Annotated in this window: 16 protein-coding genes; 5 read left to right on the top strand and 11 right to left on the bottom strand. The window is 70.7% G+C overall.

The window, feature by feature from the left end; all coding sequences use genetic code 11:
* Nucleotides 1-2: 2 nt before the first annotated feature.
* The 7 genes from ACFPCV_RS04760 to ACFPCV_RS04730 all read right to left on the bottom strand — a co-directional run bounded on the left by ACFPCV_RS04760 (nucleotide 3) and on the right by ACFPCV_RS04730 (nucleotide 6893).
* Nucleotides 3-1070 (bottom strand): branched-chain amino acid aminotransferase, encoded by a 1068-nt coding sequence (locus ACFPCV_RS04760; protein WP_378054761.1) that lies wholly within the window; start codon nucleotides 1068-1070, stop codon nucleotides 3-5.
* Nucleotides 1067-1942, bottom strand: a complete 876-nt coding sequence (locus ACFPCV_RS04755) for a fumarylacetoacetate hydrolase family protein (RefSeq protein WP_378054760.1) — start codon at nucleotides 1940-1942, stop codon at nucleotides 1067-1069. Before ACFPCV_RS04755 ends, ACFPCV_RS04760 begins: the two co-directional genes overlap by 4 nt.
* A 6-nt stretch (nucleotides 1943-1948) precedes the next feature.
* Nucleotides 1949-2359, bottom strand: coding sequence for an acyl-CoA thioesterase (locus ACFPCV_RS04750; RefSeq protein WP_378054759.1), 411 nt, complete (start codon nucleotides 2357-2359; stop codon nucleotides 1949-1951).
* A 1-nt stretch (nucleotide 2360) separates the two neighbouring features.
* The gene (locus ACFPCV_RS04745; RefSeq protein WP_378054758.1) at nucleotides 2361-4211 is read right to left on the bottom strand and encodes an acyl-CoA dehydrogenase family protein; all 1851 of its coding nucleotides are present in this window, start codon (nucleotides 4209-4211) and stop codon (nucleotides 2361-2363) included.
* Between the two features lie 164 nt (nucleotides 4212-4375).
* A complete protein-coding gene (locus tag ACFPCV_RS04740) occupies nucleotides 4376-5590 on the bottom strand; it encodes a beta-ketoacyl-[acyl-carrier-protein] synthase family protein (protein WP_378054757.1) in 1215 nt (404 codons plus the stop codon).
* Entirely contained in the window at nucleotides 5590-5841 is a 252-nt protein-coding gene (locus tag ACFPCV_RS04735) for an acyl carrier protein (RefSeq protein WP_378054756.1), read from the bottom strand. Before ACFPCV_RS04735 ends, ACFPCV_RS04740 begins: the two co-directional genes overlap by 1 nt.
* A 26-nt stretch (nucleotides 5842-5867) precedes the next feature.
* Entirely contained in the window at nucleotides 5868-6893 is a 1026-nt protein-coding gene (locus ACFPCV_RS04730) for a beta-ketoacyl-ACP synthase III (protein WP_378054755.1), read from the bottom strand.
* 156 nt (nucleotides 6894-7049) lie between these two features.
* Between ACFPCV_RS04730 and ACFPCV_RS04725 the strand changes: the two genes are divergently transcribed.
* Both ACFPCV_RS04725 and ACFPCV_RS04720 read left to right on the top strand, forming a co-directional pair.
* Nucleotides 7050-8432, top strand: a complete 1383-nt coding sequence (locus ACFPCV_RS04725) for an FAD-binding oxidoreductase (RefSeq protein WP_378054754.1) — start codon at nucleotides 7050-7052, stop codon at nucleotides 8430-8432.
* Between the two features lie 414 nt (nucleotides 8433-8846).
* Nucleotides 8847-9239 (top strand): hypothetical protein, encoded by a 393-nt coding sequence (locus ACFPCV_RS04720; RefSeq protein WP_378054753.1) that lies wholly within the window; start codon nucleotides 8847-8849, stop codon nucleotides 9237-9239.
* Nucleotides 9240-9444: 205 nt separating this feature from the next.
* Here the strand turns inward: ACFPCV_RS04720 and ACFPCV_RS04715 are convergent, their stop codons facing one another.
* The 3 genes from ACFPCV_RS04715 to ACFPCV_RS04705 form a co-directional block, all read right to left on the bottom strand.
* On the bottom strand, nucleotides 9445-9969 hold the full coding sequence (locus tag ACFPCV_RS04715) for a nucleotidyltransferase family protein (protein ID WP_378055024.1): 525 nt from the start codon (nucleotides 9967-9969) through the stop codon (nucleotides 9445-9447).
* 467 nt (nucleotides 9970-10436) lie between these two features.
* The gene (locus tag ACFPCV_RS04710) at nucleotides 10437-12554 is read right to left on the bottom strand and encodes a putative bifunctional diguanylate cyclase/phosphodiesterase (protein WP_378054752.1); all 2118 of its coding nucleotides are present in this window, start codon (nucleotides 12552-12554) and stop codon (nucleotides 10437-10439) included.
* A 63-nt stretch (nucleotides 12555-12617) separates the two neighbouring features.
* On the bottom strand, nucleotides 12618-13433 hold the full coding sequence (locus ACFPCV_RS04705) for an SAM-dependent methyltransferase (RefSeq protein ID WP_378054751.1): 816 nt from the start codon (nucleotides 13431-13433) through the stop codon (nucleotides 12618-12620).
* Between the two features lie 160 nt (nucleotides 13434-13593).
* Between ACFPCV_RS04705 and ACFPCV_RS04700 the strand changes: the two genes are divergently transcribed.
* Nucleotides 13594-14937, top strand: coding sequence for a cytochrome P450 (locus ACFPCV_RS04700; protein WP_378054750.1), 1344 nt, complete (start codon nucleotides 13594-13596; stop codon nucleotides 14935-14937).
* Nucleotides 14934-15941, top strand: coding sequence for an alpha/beta hydrolase (locus ACFPCV_RS04695; protein ID WP_378054749.1), 1008 nt, complete (start codon nucleotides 14934-14936; stop codon nucleotides 15939-15941). The genes ACFPCV_RS04700 and ACFPCV_RS04695 overlap by 4 nt, the downstream gene beginning before the upstream one ends.
* A gap of 53 nt (nucleotides 15942-15994) precedes the next feature.
* Here ACFPCV_RS04695 and ACFPCV_RS04690 read toward each other — a convergent pair whose 3' ends face one another.
* Nucleotides 15995-16504 carry a hypothetical protein gene (locus tag ACFPCV_RS04690; protein ID WP_378054748.1) on the bottom strand — a complete coding sequence of 170 codons (510 nt, stop codon included), beginning with the start codon at nucleotides 16502-16504 and terminating at the stop codon, nucleotides 15995-15997.
* Between the two features lie 70 nt (nucleotides 16505-16574).
* Between ACFPCV_RS04690 and ACFPCV_RS04685 the strand changes: the two genes are divergently transcribed.
* On the top strand, nucleotides 16575-17132 hold the full coding sequence (locus tag ACFPCV_RS04685; RefSeq protein WP_378054747.1) for a GNAT family N-acetyltransferase: 558 nt from the start codon (nucleotides 16575-16577) through the stop codon (nucleotides 17130-17132).
* Nucleotides 17133-17144: the final 12 nt, after the last annotated feature.

Here is a 17144-nt window from a genome sequence, read left to right as displayed (position 1 = left end):
CTCTACGCGATCTTGTGGACCCAGCCGTGCGGGTCGGGCCGCACGCCGGTCTGGATGCCGAGCAGTTCCGCGCGCAGCCGCGTGGTGACCGTGCCGGCCGCGCCGTCGCCGACGGTGAACCCGCCGTCCGCGGCGCGGACGTGGCCGACCGGCGTGATCATCGACGAGGTGCCGGACGAGAACACCTCGGTCAGCCGCCCCTGTTCGGCGTCGGCGCGCCACGCGGTCACGGTCACGGGCCGCTGCGCGACCCGGTAGCCGAGGTCGGCGGCGAGCGTCAGCACCGAGTCCCTGGTGACCCCGGCGAGGATCGTGTCGCCGAGCGGGGGCGTCACCACCTCGTCGCCGTAGACGAAGAACAGGTTGCTGGTGCCCATCTCGTCGACGTGGCCGTCGCGCAACCACACCACCTGGTCGCAGCCCCGGTCCGCGGCCCGCCGCTGCGCCACGAGCGTGCCCGCGTAGTTGCCACCGCACTTGGCCGCACCGGTGCCGCCCGGCGCGGCCCGCGTGTACTCGGTCTCCAGCCACACGGTCATCGGCCGCCCGGCGAAGTACGCCCCGGCCGGGGCGGCGATCACCACGAACAGGTACTCCTGCGCGGGCCGGTAGAAGCCGAGCGTCGGCTGCGTGGCGATCATGAACGGCCGCAGGTACAGGCTGTGCCCCTCCTGCTCGGGCACCCACTCCCGGTCGGCCGCGACGAGGGTCTCCAGCGCCCCGACGAACAGCTCGGCGGGCAGCTCCGGCATGGCCATCCTGGTCGCGGAGGCGGCGAACCGCTCCGCGTTGGCGTACGGGCGGAAGGTCACCACCGGGCCGCCCGCCGTCCGGTAGGCCTTCATGCCCTCGAAGATCTCCTGGCCGTAGTGGAAAACCTGCGCCGCGGGGGAGAGCACCAGCGGGGCGTGCGCACGCAGCCGGGCGTCGTGCCAGCCCCGCGCCGCCGACCAGCGCACCGTGACCATGTGGTCGGTGAACACCTCGCCGAACGGGGCGCCCGCCATCAACCGTGCCCGCTCCCGCGCCGGTGTCCGCTCGACCGGCTCGACCTCGAACGCGACAGTCACCGTCGCGGCTCCTCTCCGTGTGCACGGCACCGCTGCCGCTGGGCGCCGAGGCGTTCCACCTCGACCTCGACCACGTCTCCCGGCTGCAGGTACGGCTCGTCGATCCGGCGCAGCGCCACCCCGGAAGGCGAGCCGGTGAGCACCACGTCGCCGGGCCGCAGCACCATGAAGTGCGTCAGGTACCGGATCAGCCACGGCACGCCGAACACCATCTCGCCGGTCTTGGCGTCCTGCATGAACTCGCCGTTGACGCGGGTGGTCAGCCGCAGCGCGGCCGGATCGCCCACCTCGTCCGGGGTCACCAGGTAGGGCCCCAGCGGCGCGAACGTCTCGAACGACTTGCCCTTCACCCACTGCCCGCCACGGTCGAGCAGCCATGACCGCTCGGACACGTCGTTGGCCGTGCAGTACCCGGCGATCACGGCGCGGGCGGCGTCCTCGTCCGGCAGGTACCTGGCCTCCGTGCCGATGACGACGGCCAACTCCACCTCCCAGTCGACCCGCTCGGCGCCGGGCGGCAGCAGCAGGTCGTCGTGCGGGCCCGCCAGCGCCCACGGCGACTTGGTCGAGATCACCGGCTCGGGGCCGATCGCCATGCCCGCCTGCGCGGCGTGGCAGCGGTAGTTCAGGCCCACCGAGATCAGCTGGCCGCCCGCGGGCACCGGCGGGCCGGTCCGCACCTCGTCGAGCCGCACCTCGGGCAGCTCATTGGCCGAGCCGGCCAGCCTGCCGGCCAGCTCGGTGAGCGCGGCGGGCGAGAGCGCGGCGCCGGTCCAGTCCGGCACCCACGCCGACAGGCAGCGCACCACGCCGTCGCGGTCCACCGCACACGGCACTTCTTCCCCGGGCGGCCCGGTTCGCAGCAGTCGCATGACCCCTCAGCTCGTCTCGAGGTACTTCTCGAAGAACCCGATCTCCGCGTCGGTGAGCCGCCGCGGCCGGTTCTTGCGGTAGTCGAACGGCGCCATCACCGTCGAGGCCCTGGCACACAGCCGGTCGCCGTCGCGGACCTCGTAGGACACCGTGACGGTCGCGGTCTGCAGGTCCGACACCCACATCTCGATGTCCACCGGCTCATGCCGGTGGGTCAGGCGGTCCTTGTAGTCGATCTCGTGCCGGACCACGACCGAGCCGTCCCGGAAGAACGCGTCGCCCTCGGTCGGCGCCATGCGGAAGACGAAGTCCACGCGCGCCTCTTCCAGCAGGCGCAGGTACATCACGTTGTTGACGATGCCGTAGACGTCCATGTCCGCCCAGCGCAGCGGGCAGCGGTAGAGGTGACGGGCCATGTCAGCGCTCCGGCCGGGTGTCCGCGACCGCACCGAACGCGGCGACGTAGTCGTCCGCCGCGATCGGGGCACGCACCAGCTCCGGCGTGAGCGCGAACCCGTCGGCCAGCGCGTCGGCGAGGGGCAGGATCCTCGGGCACAGCTCGTCGAGCGTCGCGGGCAGCCGCTCCACCTGGGCGGCGGTCAGCACCCCACGGGCCAGGTACCAGCCCGCGTCGCGGTGGATCTCGGTCAGCGCGTACAGCGCGGCGAGCAACGCCAGCCCGTTCGTCGCGTCGGCGTCCTCCGCGCGCTCGACCGCCGCGTGGAACTCCTCGACGGCCAGCCGCACCCCGCGTGTCCTGGCCATGGCCAGCGCGGTGTTCATGGTGCCGTTCCAGGCGTCCAGATAGGTCCGCTCGACGGTGTCGTCGTGCATCGCCGACCGCGCCGACTCGCGCAGCGCGCGCTCGCGGTAGCCGAGCAGCGCCCGGTGCAGCGCGGGGTCGAGGATGTCGTGGGCCGCGCCGTCGGGCGGGGCCGGCGCGGGCCCGGTCTCCTCGGTGGCGAGCAACTGCGCGGCGGTGGTCGCCAGCAGCACCTTGTTGTCGCCCTCCGCGGTGACCAGGCCCTGCAACAGCGAGACGTAGTCCGCGATCCGGTTGGCGCTGAACATGCCCTGCGCGCCGCAGCGCTCGCGCATCGCGGTGATCACGTCGGTCATCTGCCAGGTCGACAACGCCTTGGTGATGGCGATGAGCGAGTTCAGCTCGGCGTCCACCGCACCGGCGGCGGCCAGGTAGGCACGCTTGCCTCGGTTGAGGAGGAACGACATGGCGTACACAGTGGACAGTGCGGTGAACACCGCGAGCTGGTGGCTGCGGTATTCGATGACCGGCATCTCCTTGCGGCCCGGGGCGTTGACCAGCCGCTGCCGGGCGTAGCGGAGTGCGATGTAGACACTGGCGCGGCCGGCGCCGATCGCGGAGGACGACACGCACAGTCTGCCCGGCTGGATGCGGGTCATGGACCGCAGGAACCGCCTGCGGGCGTTGCCGCCCGTCGGCCGGAACGTACCGTCCTCGGTGAACTCGCCCATGTCGCCGAGCAGCAGACCCCGCCGGGGAACCGGCACGTGGTCGAACCAGGTGACGCCGTTGTCCAGGCCCTGCACGGGTTTCTCGGGACACGGCGCCGCGTGCACGCCGGGGCGCAGACCGTTCTCGTCGCTGATGCGGACCAGGAACGGGTACACGCCGTGGTCCTTGCCGTCGGCCTTCAGCCGCGCCAGCACGACCGCGACCTTCGGGATGTCGGCGAAACCGCTGTAGGACATGTACTTCTGGGCGAGCGCGTCCGGCGTGTTCAGCGTGAACGTGCCGCTCTCCCGGTCGTAGACGGCTTCGGTGCGCAGCGCGGCGACGTTGTTGCCGTAGCCGAGTTCGGTCGCCATGTACGGGCCGAACGCGGCGAGCGAGTCTAGGTCGCCGACCAGGTCGTCGAGGTCGGTGCGGCCGGCCCCATGGTCGGCCACGGTCCCGAAGGTGAGGTTGTAGTGCACCATCAGCAGCGAGAACACGGAGACGTCCAGCACCGAGGGCCACTCGGCGAGCGCGAACAGCCGCGCCGGGTCGGCCACCACGGCGCTCGGGCGACCCAGTTCCGCGTGCAGGAACCGGGACCGCTCGTAGGCCAGCTTGCCCGCCTCGTCCATGGTGAGGCCGGGGCGGGGGTCGAAGACCGGGTCGAACAAGGTGGCGCGGATGTCCGCGTGGACCCGCTCGTAGTCACCGTCGTAGACCAGCCGGACGAGGTCGGCCGCGGTCCGTTCGTGCGCGCCGGGCGCCCTGGTCGGGGCGGTGGCGATGGTCATCGGGTACTTCCTTTGGTCTAGGGCCTGTTCCGTGGATCTTTGCGCGAACGTCCGCACCTGATCAGCAGTCACCTCAGGGGAACGTGACGACACCCAGCCACTGTCCAACCTCGGCCTCCGCGCCGTCGGCCGGATCGCGACCAACACTCGTGATTCCGGGGAGGCTAGTTGGCGATGACGAGGCACACGTTCTGGCCGCCGAAGCCGAACGAGTTGCTCACCGCGATGTCCACAGTGGATTGCCGGGCTGCCTTGAAGACGAGGTCGACGTCCAGGCCGGGCTCCGGGTCGGTGAGGTTCGCCGTTGGCGGGACCAGCCCGTGCCGGACCGTGAGCGCGGTGTAGGCGGCTTCGACGGACGCCCCCGCCCCGAGCAGGTGGCCGGTCACGCCCTTGGTGGAGGTGACCTGCGCGTCGGGACCGAGCAGGTCCCGGATCACCGCCGACTCGGTGCGGTCGTTCGCGACGGTCGAGGTGCCGTGGGCGTTGACGTGCCGGACGTCGGCGCCGGTCACCCCCGCGTCGGCGAGCGCCGCGGTCATGGCGAGGCGCGCCCCCATGCCCTCCGGGTGCGGCTGGGTGACGTGGTGGGCGTCGGCCGACGCGCCGTGGCCGATCACTTTCGCCACCGGCCGCGCGCCGCGGGCCAGCGCGTGCTCCTCGGACTCCAGCACCAGCACGCCGGCGCCCTCGCCGAGCACGAACCCGTCCCGCGCGGAGTCGAACGGCCGCGACGCGGTCGCCGGGTCGGGGTTGCGGGACAGCGCCCGCATGCGGGCGAACGAGGACACGTACAGCGGGCTGATCGGGGCCTCCGCGCCACCGGCGATGACGATGTCCGCGGCGCCGAGCCGCAGCAGGTCGCGGCCGATGCCGATGGCGGACGCGCCGGACGCGCACGCGGTGCACGGCGCGAGGCACGGGCCCTGCGCGCCGAACCCGATGGCCACCTGGCCAGCCGCCATGTTCAGCAGCCCCATCGGCAGTGTCTGCGGTGACACGTCGCCAGGGCCGTCCGCAAGGAGCGTCCGGTGCTGTTCCTCCAGCGTCAGCGTGCCGCCCGCGCCGGAGCCGAGCACGACCGCGACGCGTGTGCCGTCCCAGTCCCGCGGGTCCAGTCCGGCGTGCGCGAGCGCCTCCTTGGCCGCGAGCATCGCGAACGTGGTGTACCTGTCCCACTGCCGTGCGCCGCGCAGGCCGTGGTCCTTCGGCGTGAAGTCCGGTACCCGGCAGGAAACGTGGACGGGCAGGTCCGCCAGCGCCGGGTCGGCCGCCGCCGCGGTCTCGCCCGCCACCACCCGTGCCCAGTTGTCGGCGACCCCGATCCCCGCGGGGGTCACCAGCCCGATGCCGGTGACCGCCGCGGCGAACGGTGCCATCAGACCGTCACGCCCTTGTCGGCGAGCTTGCCCGTGAGGCTGTCGACGACGTCGCCGATGGTGGACATCTCCGCCAGCTCGTCGTCGCTGATCTCGACGCCGAACTTCTTCTTGATCGCGGTGCCCAGCTCGATCTGGGAAAGCGAGTCGAGGTCGATGTCGTCGAACGTCGCCGTCATCGAAACGATTTCCGGCTCGATGTCGAAACGTGCGGAAAGCAGCTCGGCAACGGCATCGAAAGTGTCGGTCATCACGTGTCCCTTGTTCGGATCTTTGTTTATCGGAAACTGTCGACGGTGAGTTCCGGCCACACGAGCGTGGTGGCACCCCACGAGAGCCCGGCGCCGAACGCGGCGAGCAGGACCCGGTCGCCGGGCCGCAGCACGCCTTGGTCGACGTAGTCGGTGAGCAGCAGCGGGATGGACGCGGCGAGGGTGTTGCCGACCTTGTCGATGTTGCCCGCGACGCGCTCGGCCGGCAGTTCGAGCTCCTCGGCGACGGCCGCGACGATGCGGGCGTTCGCCTGGTGCCCGACGAACCAGTCCACGTCCTCGACCTGCCACCCGGCCCGCGCCAGCGCGGTCCGCGACGACTGCGTCATCCGCTCGACCGCCTGCGTGTAGAGCGCCCGGCCGGACATGTGCAGGTACCAGTCCCCGGTCGGCACCGCGTCGAAACCGAGGCCGCCGCTTTCCGCGCGCTGCCGCGACCCGCCGGCCGGGATCGCCAGCAGATCGGCCTTCGCGCCGTCGCTGCCGAGGTCGATGGGGCCCAGTGTGCCCATCCGGTCCGGCTCACCGGCGCGCAGCACGACGGCGCCGCCGCCGTCGCCGAAGATCGGCCTGGTGTTGCGGTCCGCCGGGTTGACCAGTGTGGTGAACGCCTCCGCGCCGATGAACAGGACGCTCTCGGCGGTGCCCGCGGCGATCAGCCCGGCCGAGACCGCGAGCCCGTAGAGGAACCCCGAGCACGCCGAGGTGAGGTCGAACGCGGCGACGGTGTCGAGGCCGAGCAGGTGCGCGACCTCCGGTGCGACCGCGGGGCACAGCCGGTCCGCCGACGTCGTCGCCACCACCACTGCGTCGGTGGCCGACTCGCCTGCCGACTTCAGCGCACGGGCACCGGCCGCCACCGCGATGTCCCTTGTGGACAGACCGGCGGTGACGACACGCCGCTCCTGGATGCCGGTGCGGGTCCTGATCCACTCGTCGGTCGAGTCGAGCGTTTCGCACAGCTCGGAATTGGTGACGATTTTCGGTGGCAGCCAGCCCCCGAGCCCGGTGATTACCGCAGCCATGGACATCCTTTCCGTGCGGGGCCGGCGTTCGGCCCGTTCGATTCTGTAGGCGGCCCGGGTGGTGCTCAATTGTCCCTTCGAACAATGTGGCGCATTGTCCTTCCGGACAGGGGACAAAAGGACAATGGGAACTTCGCGGTGTCGCTCCTAGGCTTGCCGGACATGACCGCGCTGATGTCCGGCCTCCACGAAGTGCTGCCCGCGAACCGGGTGTTCACCGATCCCGACGCCGTCGCCGGCTACGCCCACGACGAGGCGGCGGGCGCGCCGTACACCCTCCCGGCCGCGGTGGTGCGCCCGACGTCCACGGCCGAGGTGGCGGCGGTCGTCGCGCACTGTGCGGCGGAGGGCATCCCCGTCGTCGCACGTGGCGCGGGCACCGGGTTGTCCGGCGGCGCGAACGCCGTCGCCGGCTCGGTGGTGGTGTCGTTCGAGGCGATGGACAGGATCGTGGCGATCGACCGGGCCGAGCGGCTCGCGCGGGTGCAACCGGGTGTGGTGAACGACGACCTGCGAGCGGCGTGCGCGGAGCACGGGCTGTGGTATCCGCCGGACCCGGCGAGTTCGCCGTGGTCCACGATCGGCGGAAACGTGTCGACCAACGCGGGCGGGCCGTGCTGCGTGAAGTACGGGGTCACCCGCGACTACGTGCTCGGCATGGAGGTGGTCACGGGCCGGGGCGAGGTGGTGCGGCTGGGCAGGCGCACCGCGAAGGGGGTCGCCGGGTACGACCTGGCCGGGCTGATGGTCGGCGCCGAGGGCACGCTGGGGCTGATCACGGAGGTCACGGTGCGGCTGCGGGGCGCGCGGGCAGCCGAGCGGACGGTGGTGGGTTGCTTCGACGACCTGCCCTCGGCCGGCCGGGCCGTTGCCGAGGTGGTGGCGTCGGGGGCCCAGCCGAGCGCGCTGGAACTGATCGACCGGTTCTGTCTGCGTGCGGTGGACGACTGGAAGCGGATGGGGCTGTCGGCGGACGGCAACGTGCTGCTGCTGGCGCGCTGCGACGCGCCGGGCGTGGCGGGTGACGATGAGGCGGAGACCGTCCGCGCGGCGTTCGACGCGGCGGGGGCGACGTGGAGCGAACGGTCGACCGACCAGGCGGAGGCGGACGCCCTGTTCGCCGCGCGCCGCCTGGTGTACCCGGCGCTGGCGCGGCTGGGCGCGGTGCTGACGGAGGACATCTGTGTGCCCCGCACGGCGGTGACCGACGTACTGGCGCGCATCGAGCAGATCGCCGGGGAGCACGACGTCCGGATCGCGTGCATCGCCCATGCGGGCGACGGCAACCTCCACCCGATGGTCGTGGTCCCACCGGGCGACGACGAGGCGGGGGCACGCGGCAGGGCCGCTTTCGAGCGGGTGGTGGACCTGGCGGTGGACGCGGGCGGCACCGTGACCGGAGAGCACGGGGTCGGGTTGCTGAAGATGCGCGGCCTGGCACGGGAACTGAGCCCCGCGGTGCTGGCCATGCACCGGGCGATCAAGAACGCCCTCGACCCGGCGGGCATCCTCAACCCGGGCAAGGTGTTCCCGGCGGCCGGCTGACCGCCCGGTCCGATCCGGTCCGCTGTGGAATCTTCCCGGCGGGAACGTGCCGCGGGCGACCCCGCGGGCCGGGTCGTCGGCCACCAATTTCTCCGTCGTTCTCCGGGAGGTCGTCGCGCCGAGTCCGGGTGTTACGGAAATTTACCCCGAACCCGCGTGCGATAACAATCCAATAACTCGGGTTAACGGTCTCCCGATGCTGGTGGATGTGCAACACGAACCTCGCAGGACATCCAGCTGAAGGCGATCATCGGAGGTAGACATGGGCTGTGCGTGCACGAGGGCCGGGAAACCGAAATGTGCCTGGTGCAAGGAGGCCGAGGCGCACAAGATTCCGACATCCCGCCACAACTGCCAATGGGGACGCTGCTCGTAGCGGTTCCCGCCCGAATTTCCGACGTGAGGTGAACCCGGATGGCTGGCGAATTTCCCGCCGGACTCAGTAGCTCGGACATCGAGTTTCTCATGCGGAACAACGACGATGTCGTCAGCATGGAGCGAGTCGATGGCGCGAAGGCGTTGTGGAAGATCGCCGTGTCCGTCGAAGGCGCCGAACCTGTTCAGGTCCTGGCCGACAACGGCATCAACGACATCTACTTCCAGGCGTTGGTGCAGATCGACATGGATCACGTCGGCGATGCGCTGAGTGTGCTCCAGCCCTACGCGACCGTCGGGCTTGCCATCGTGGGCGAGGCACTGTTCATGCGCAGTGCCTTCTACGTGAGCTTCTCGAACATGCACGCGCTCTCGAACACGCTCCGCGCTGTCGCCCTGGCCTACACGGCGTACCGGCAGGTGATCGCGTAGTGTGACAGGGTCCGCGGCGAGTTCCTGCCAGTGTTCGAGCCGCGTCGGGCCCAGGACCGGAGTTGCGACGCAGCCGCGAAGAACCACCAGGTGGCTGACCGGGCACGGGCAACTGGACCGGCGCCAAGCCGTAGGTCAGCGGCTGGCCGTGGCCACGGTGGCAGGAGATCCCGACCTTCTCCGCGCGTACCACGACCCGCGCTCGTTACTGCGCTTGGCAACCTGCCGGCGTCGACGGTGGCGGCTGTTGGCCGGTTTCGGGCCAGGGCAGCACGGTGAGTTCGGGCCAGTGTTCGCGCCAGCGCCGGGTTTTGGATTCGTAGACGTGGCGGGGCGCGAGTACGGGGTTGGGCCGGACGACGAGGTTGAACACGTCGGCAAGGCCGTGTGGTGCGTAGACGCGCCACCGGTCGTCGTTGCCGAGGCGGATGCCAAGACAACAGGTCGTGGCCGCGAACGAGTCGATGGCCGCTTCGGTGGAGGTGTGGGACGCGCAGGGGACGCCGAAGTGGTCCTCGTACCAGAGGTGCACGCGTGCCTCGTTGCGGATCTCGACGGTCGCAGGCAGGTCGCGGAAGGCGGCCTCGCCTGCCTGGATGACGTCGTTCTCGGCGTCCCAGCCGAGGTCGGAGCCGTCGAAGTAGAACAGGTCGTAGTCCCTGATGCCCTCGGCCGGCGGCCGGTCGGTGACCACGTTCCAGACGGTCTGGAACACGCACCCGGCGGTCAGGTATCAGCCTGGAAGGTCCAGCTTCGCGGCGCGGGCCAGGATCTCCGTCAACAGTTCATTGCGAGTGAGCGTCGCGCGCAGCGCGTCGAGTTGTTCGTTCACCGGCAGCCGGCCGATCAGCATGCCCCATGTCTAGCACGGGCAAGGCTTCGGCCGGCCGCAAGGGGACGCGCGCTGCGGCCGTGGCCTGCCGGACCGGTGAGCCTCAGACTCGGGTGGCCGGCCACGAATCCCGCGGCGGCCTGGTGTCCCGCGCCGGACGGGCAGGTCTCGGGGGCGGAGGGGTTGTTCGGCTGGTGGTTGGGTTCGCGGGCCGGGCGCTTCGCGCCCGTCCCGCGAAGCTTATGCAACCCCGACGGTGGCGTAAGCCCACCCCACAAGGGGCTCCCAGCCACCCGACCGAAAACCGGACCGGCCCCGACCAGCACCCGACGACCGACTCACACCAACTGCACGGAACCAACCATCTAGGCGATGAAGGCCGACTGGAACGTGCCGGGGGAGTGGTGGTCGCCGAAGTGCGGGCCGGTGCCCAGGTCCGCTCCCGCCGCCCGCCACCAGGTCGCCTGCGCCGCCGTGCTGATGCCGTCGACGACGATGACGGCACCGGTGTCGCGCACCGCGGGGACCAGAGCGGCGACGTAGTCGGCGTCCATGCCTGACTGGCGGTCCACCAGGCGTCTGGCCACGCGGATCGAGTGGACCGGGCGGTCCCGCGCGGCGGCCAGGTCGTCGGGGCCGAGACCGAAGTCGTCCAGCGCGGTCCGCACGCCCGTCTCGGCCAGCACGCCGAGGTTCTCCGCCGCCTCCGGCACGGCCACCACGTCCACCGGCACGGTGACGACGAGCCCGCTCGCCGGCAGACCGGTGGTGTCCAGGGCCTGCACGACCTTGGACACCAGGTCCGCGTCCGACGCCTGGTGCGCGGTCAGTGCGACGGTCAACGGCGACGCGAAGCCGTTGCGCTGCCACCACTGGACCTGGCCGGCGGCGGCGCCGAGCAGCCACCCGCCCAGCGGCAGGATGAAACCGGTTCGCTCGGCCAGCTCCACGCAGCGCTCATGCGGTACGGGTCCGTCCTCCCGTTCCCAGCGCAGCACCGCCTCCACGCCCGCGACGCCGCCGTCGGCCAGCCGCACCACGGGCCGGTAGCCGACCGTGATCTCGCCCTGCTCCCAGGCGCCCGGCATCACGACGGCCAGCTCCTGCGCCGCCCAGTCCGCCGGGTCCTGGCCGGGATCGAACAGCGCCCACTGCCCGCGCCCCTTCGACTTGGCGCGCCGCAACGCCTGGTCGGCCGCCCGCAGCAGTTCGGCCGGGTCCTGGGACCACGACACGCCGTGCACCACCCCGATCGACGCGGACACCGCGAGGCCGTGTTCGTCGACGTAGACGGGTTCGGCGAGGATCCCGTTGACGGCGGCGGCGATCGTGGCGATGTTCGGCGTGGCCGCGGTGTTCTCCACGAGGATGCCGAACTCGTCGCCGTCGAACCGGGCGATCATCGCCTTCTCCCGCGCCAGCACGGACTTCAGCCGCTGCGCCACGTGCACCAGCAGCCGCTCGCCCACACCGTGCCCGAGGCTGTTGCACACCATGCCGAACGCGTCGAGGTCGAGGTGCAGCAACGTCACGCCGTGCGCGGGATCGGCCCGCCGCACCGCGCTCTCCAGGTGGGTCATGAAGAACTGGCGGTTCGGCAGGCCGGTGAGCACGTCGTGCAGCGCCTGCCTGCTCAGCTCGCTCTGCAACAGCATCAGCTCGGTGCCGTCCTCGACGACCGAGACGAAGTGGCTCGGCGCGCCGTCCGGGTCACGCAGCAGCGACGCGGTCAGCGAGATCCGCGCGACGACGCCGTCCTTGCACAGCAACCGCTGCGACTGGCGGACACGGTCCTGCGTGCCATCGACCACGGCCCGCATCGCCTCCCGCAGCATCCCGGCCGTGTCGGGATGGACGAGGTCGAACAGGTTCGTGCCGGTCAGCTCGTCGGCCGGGTAGCCGACGATGTCGCCCATCGCGCCGTTGGCCCGCACGAACTGCCCGTCCAGACCGACGATCATGACGCCGCTCGCCGACGACGTGACCACCTCGTCGAACCGCGCCTCGCTTTCCCTGAGGTTCCACTTGGCGTCACGCACGGCCTTGAGCAGCGCCAGACTCATCCGTTCCTGCTGCTCGAACACGGCTCGCCGGTTCGCGGCGAGGAAACCGGTGGCCAGCGCGCCGATCGCCAGCGCGATCCGGTTCGCGTACGCACCGGCCGGCTGGAACTCGGGCAGCGCGGGAAGTCCTCTGGCGAGCACCTCGACAGTGCGGCGCAAACCGTCCTCGCCGAGATAGCCGACCGCGACGACGTGTTCGCCGACCTGCTCGACCGCCCTGGCGTCGAACGGGTCGCGGGTCATGATCGAGCACAGCAGGTCGAGCTGACCGCGCATCTCCCGGTTCAGTTCCTCAGGGGGCAGTGAAACCAGCGTGATTCCGCTCAGCAGGTACGTCCACTTGCGGGCGAGGAGATCCCGGGCGAGCGCGCTGTCGACGGAAGTCGGTCGGGGATCATGGCTTGAGCCAGGCTGCGACATCGGGCCAGTCCTGCTTCGGTTCAGTAGCCGTGCGGTTGGTTCCCCAGTAGCCGGTGAGCGGCGTCAGGATTTCCTGGCGACACCACCGTAAACCGTCCTGTTCGTCTCCGGGGTGTCGGACATGTCGGCCGGCCCGGTCGGCCGCCACGCCGCGCACCCGACCAGCCCCGGCTCGACCAGCTCGAAGTCGCCGAACAGCGTCAGCACCTGCTCGTGTGAGCGCTCGGTGAGCTGGTCCGCGCTGCGGCTCTCCATGATCAGGTCCGTCACCTCGGCCACGCCGTGGCCCTGGTTGTCCGCGGTGACATGGGTGATCGCCAGGTAGCTGCCGGAGGGCAGCGCGTCGCGGTACCGCGCCATCAGCTGCCACGGGTCGGCCTCGTCCGGCAGCCAGTGCAGCATCATCAGCATCAGCAGGCCGACGGGCTGCTCGAAGTCGATCAGCCGACGGGTCTCCGGGCGGTCGAGGATCGAGTCGGGATCGCGCATGTCCGCCTGCACGATGGTCGCGCGGTCGTTGTCCACCAGCATCAGTTCGCTGTGCGCCACCGCGATCGGGTCCTTGTCCACGTAGACCACGCGACATTCCGGGGCCACGCTCTGGGCGACCTCGTGCACGTTGGCCACGGTCGGGATGCCAGAGCCGATGTCGAGGAACTGCCGGATCCCTTGTGTGACCATGAATCGCACAGTCCTCGCGAGGAACGCCCTGCTCACGCGGGCCACGGAACGCGCGTCCGGCATGATTTGTTCGACGTGCGCCGCCAGTTCCCGGTCCACCGCGAAGTTGTGGGCGCCGCCGAGCAGGTAATCGTAGGTGCGGGCCATGCTTGGAGCGGAGACGTCGACGCTTCGCGGAATCCAATTCTGTCCCGCCATCGCGAACACCTCTTCGGTCGGAGGGCATTATCCTAACCACGCCGTGAAGCGGTCACAGCTGGGCCATCGGAGTGGTCCACAGGTCACCCGATCGGGCACTGTCGACCGTGCGGGAGCGACTCCTATTGTGGTCACTCTCCTGACGCGGCGAGGAACTGACATGCCTGTACCGGTGGCTCCTGGCCGGCTTCCCCTGCTCGGCCACACCCTGCCGATGTTGCTCAGACGGTACGAGTTCACGACATCACTGCGAAATCACGGTGACGTCGTCCGGGTCGATCTCGGGACGATGCCCACCTACGTCGTGACAAATCCGCGGCTGGTGCACGAACTGCTGGTCACAAAGGGGCCGTTGTTCAGGAAAGGGGCTTTGTTCGACAGGTTCCTGCCGGTCTTCGGCAACGGGCTGGCCACCTCGAACGGCACGTTCCACCGCGGTCAACGCCGGATGGTGCAGCCCTCCTTCCACCGGGACCGCATCGCCGCCTACACCGAGACCATGGCGCGCGCGGCGGCCGACCTCACGTCGACGTGGCGCCCGGGCCAGGTGCGCGTGGTCGAGGAGGACACCCAGGCGCTCGCCGTCACCATCGTGGGCGAAGCGCTGTTCTCCACCGAGATGGGCAAGCGCGCGATCGAGGAGGTGCGCCGGTCCATCTTCATCGTGCTCAAGCACGGCATGGTCCGCGCACTGTCCCCGTCGTTCGTCGAGAAGCTGCCCCTGCGCGGCAACCGCGAGTTCGACGCGGCCATCGAGCGGATGCGCGCGATCGTGCTCGACGTCGTGCGTGGCTGGCGGGAGGACGGCACCGACCGCGGCGACCTGCTGTCCATGCTGTTGCTGGCCCGGCACCCGGACACCGGCGCGGGCATGTCCGACCGCCAGGTCCACGACGAGGTCATGACGTTGCTCATCGGCGGCATCGAGACCACCGCCCTGGCACTGGCGTGGGCGTGCCACGAACTCGCCCGGCATCCGGAGGTCGAACGCCGCGTCCACGCCGAGGTCGACGAGGTGCTGGGCGGCCGCACGCCCACCTTCGCCGACGTGGAGAAGCTGGTCTACGTCAACCAGGTCGTCAACGAGGTGCTGCGGATGTACCCGGTCTGGTTCCTGATGCGACGGGCCCTGGCGCCGGTCGAGTTGGGTGATGTCGTGCTGCCCGCGGGTGCCGAGGTGATCTTCAGCCCGCACGCCCTCCACCACGATCCGGCCTCGTTCGAGGCCCCTTACCGCTTCGACCCCGGCCGCTGGTCGCCGGAACGCGCGGCGAAGGTCCCCAAGGGCGCGTTCGTCCCGTTCGGCGCGGGCACCCGGCAGTGCGTCGGAAACCTGTTCGCCAGGACCGAGATCGTCATCACCCTCGCCACCGTCGCGGCGCGGTGGCGGCTGGTTCCCGTGCCGGGCAGGCCAGTGCGGGTCAGGTTCACCTCCGCCGCCTATCCCAGCCGTCTGCTGATGACGGCGATCCCCAGAAACCGAGTTGGAGGTCGTTCTCCTTGAGTTCGTTGCGTTTTCGCCGGTTCGGCGCCGCGTTGCTGATCGCGGCGGGCGTGTGTCTCGCCCCCGGCACGGCGGGCGCCACCCAGATCACGTGCGAGGACGTGCGCGTGCCGGTGCGGATCGGCCTGACCACGCAGTCGATGTACGGCAGGCTGTGCGTGCCGCAGGGCGCGACGACGCTCCAGGTGCTGGTGCCCGGCGGCACGTACAACAGCGCGTACTGGGACATCGGCTACGAGCCGGAGACCCGCTCGTACCGCCTGGCCATGAACCGGGCCGGGTTCGCCACCGTCGCCGTCGACCGGCTCGGCAGCGGCCGCAGTTCGGCGCCGCTGAGCCTTCTGGTCAACGTGTCCACCCAGGCCAAGGCGGTGCACGCGGTGATCCAGTCGCTGCGGCCGCGGTTCGACAAGGTGGTGCTCGTCGGCCACTCGATCGGCTCGGCGACGACCATGACCGAGGCGGCCAGGTACCGCGACGTGGACGGCGTGCTGATCACCGGGCTCACCCACCAGGTCAACCTGCCTGGTGCCGTGCCCGTGTTCACCACCCTGATCCCGAGCCCGCTCGACCCCGGCCAGAAGCGGTACGGCCTCGACCTCGGCTACCTGACGACCGTGGCAGGCACGCGGTACTCGTCGTTCCACACCCCAGGCGCGACGGAACCGGGCGCGATCGGCTTCGACGAGGCCACCAAGGACGTCGTCACGGCCGCGGAGACACTGGACACGGTGTTGGTCAGCGCCCTCCTCCCGGTGTCACGGCAGATCACCGTCCCGGTCATGCTCGTCATGGGCGGCGGCGACGCGAACTTCTGCGGGCCCCCGCTCGGCGCGGACTGCTCCTCGAGCGAAGCACTGCGCAGGTCGGAGGCACCGTTCTACTCCCAGGAGGCCCGGCTGCGCGCCTACGTCGTCCCCGGCTACGGGCACTCGCTGAACTTCTCCGCGCAGGCACCCGGCTACCACCGGGCGGTCATCGCGTGGGTCAACGGCATTCGCTGATCACCCGGTTGCCGACGGTCCGGCCCGTCCGCACCCAGCGGACGGGCCCGCGATCACCACGGACGGGGCACGCTCCCCGTCGGTTCGGAAGACCCCGCACGCCGCTGGTAGCGCCTGACCATCCGCACCAACAACGCCGCCGTCGCCAGGCAGAACACCAGTAGGAAAGCGCCGCCGGCGATCTTGGGGACCGGGTCGTAGTCGATGGCGTAGGCGGCAGGCCGGTCAGGGTGATCGTGCAGGCGGACGTTGTCGATGCTTGCCGGCATCGGGCCGGTCCTGCCGACCTGTCCCGCGTCGCGCAACTCGACACCGGTCCGGGTGATCGCGCCGTCCTCGCTGACGAACTCGCCGATCCACGAGCAGCTTTCCTCGGAACACCGACGGTCCGTGGGGATGAGCGTGCCGACCGGGCCGTCGGCCAGCGCGTCGCGACCTGCCACGCCGTCGGCGATCAGGGCGACGCCACCGCCCAACCCGATCAGGGCGACGAACACGATCATGAACCAGATGAACACCCTGCCACCCTTGCTCAGGGGCTTGGCCGGCTTCGGCGCGGTCATGATGTGCAGACTGCCACGTGCCTGCCTCCCGCACGCCTGCCTCCCACGACGACACCGATAGGTTGCGGGTATGGCTGAACTTGGGCCGGTCGGTTGGCCACCCGCCCCGATCAGGACCGAGCGGCTCGTGCTCCGGGAGCCGGAGGCCCGGGACCGCACGGCGTTCATCGAGCTGTTCGCCTCGCCGGAGGTGGCAGCACACCTCGGGGGTCCTCGACCGCGTGCCGAGCTCGAGCGCGCGGTGCCCGAGGTGCCTGGGCGGCGCCCCGGCCTGTTCGTGGTCGATCTCGACGGGGCGATGATCGGCACGGTCACGTTCGGCCGGCGCGACGCGGAGCGGCCGGGTCACGTCCGTCCGGATGCCGGGGAGGCCGAACTCGGCTACCTGTTCCTGCCGGAGGCGTGGGGACGCGGGTACGCCGCCGAGGCGTGCGCAGCGGCACTCGGCTGGTTCGCCGACGCGTTTCCCGGCGAGCCGGTGGTGCTCTGCACACAGACCGCGAACGTCCGCTCGGTGCGCCTCGCGGCGAACCTGGGGTTCACCGAGGTGGAGCGGTTCGAGGAGTACGGCGCCGAGCAGTGGTTCGGCGCGGTGACGACTCCGGTGGCATCGACGAAGACCGGCTGAGGAGCATCAGTC

This window comes from Actinophytocola glycyrrhizae (genome assembly GCF_042653545.1).
GTDB classification, from domain to species: Bacteria; Actinomycetota; Actinomycetes; order Mycobacteriales; family Pseudonocardiaceae; genus Actinophytocola; species Actinophytocola glycyrrhizae.
This window is presented reverse-complemented; position numbering and strand designations above follow the sequence as displayed.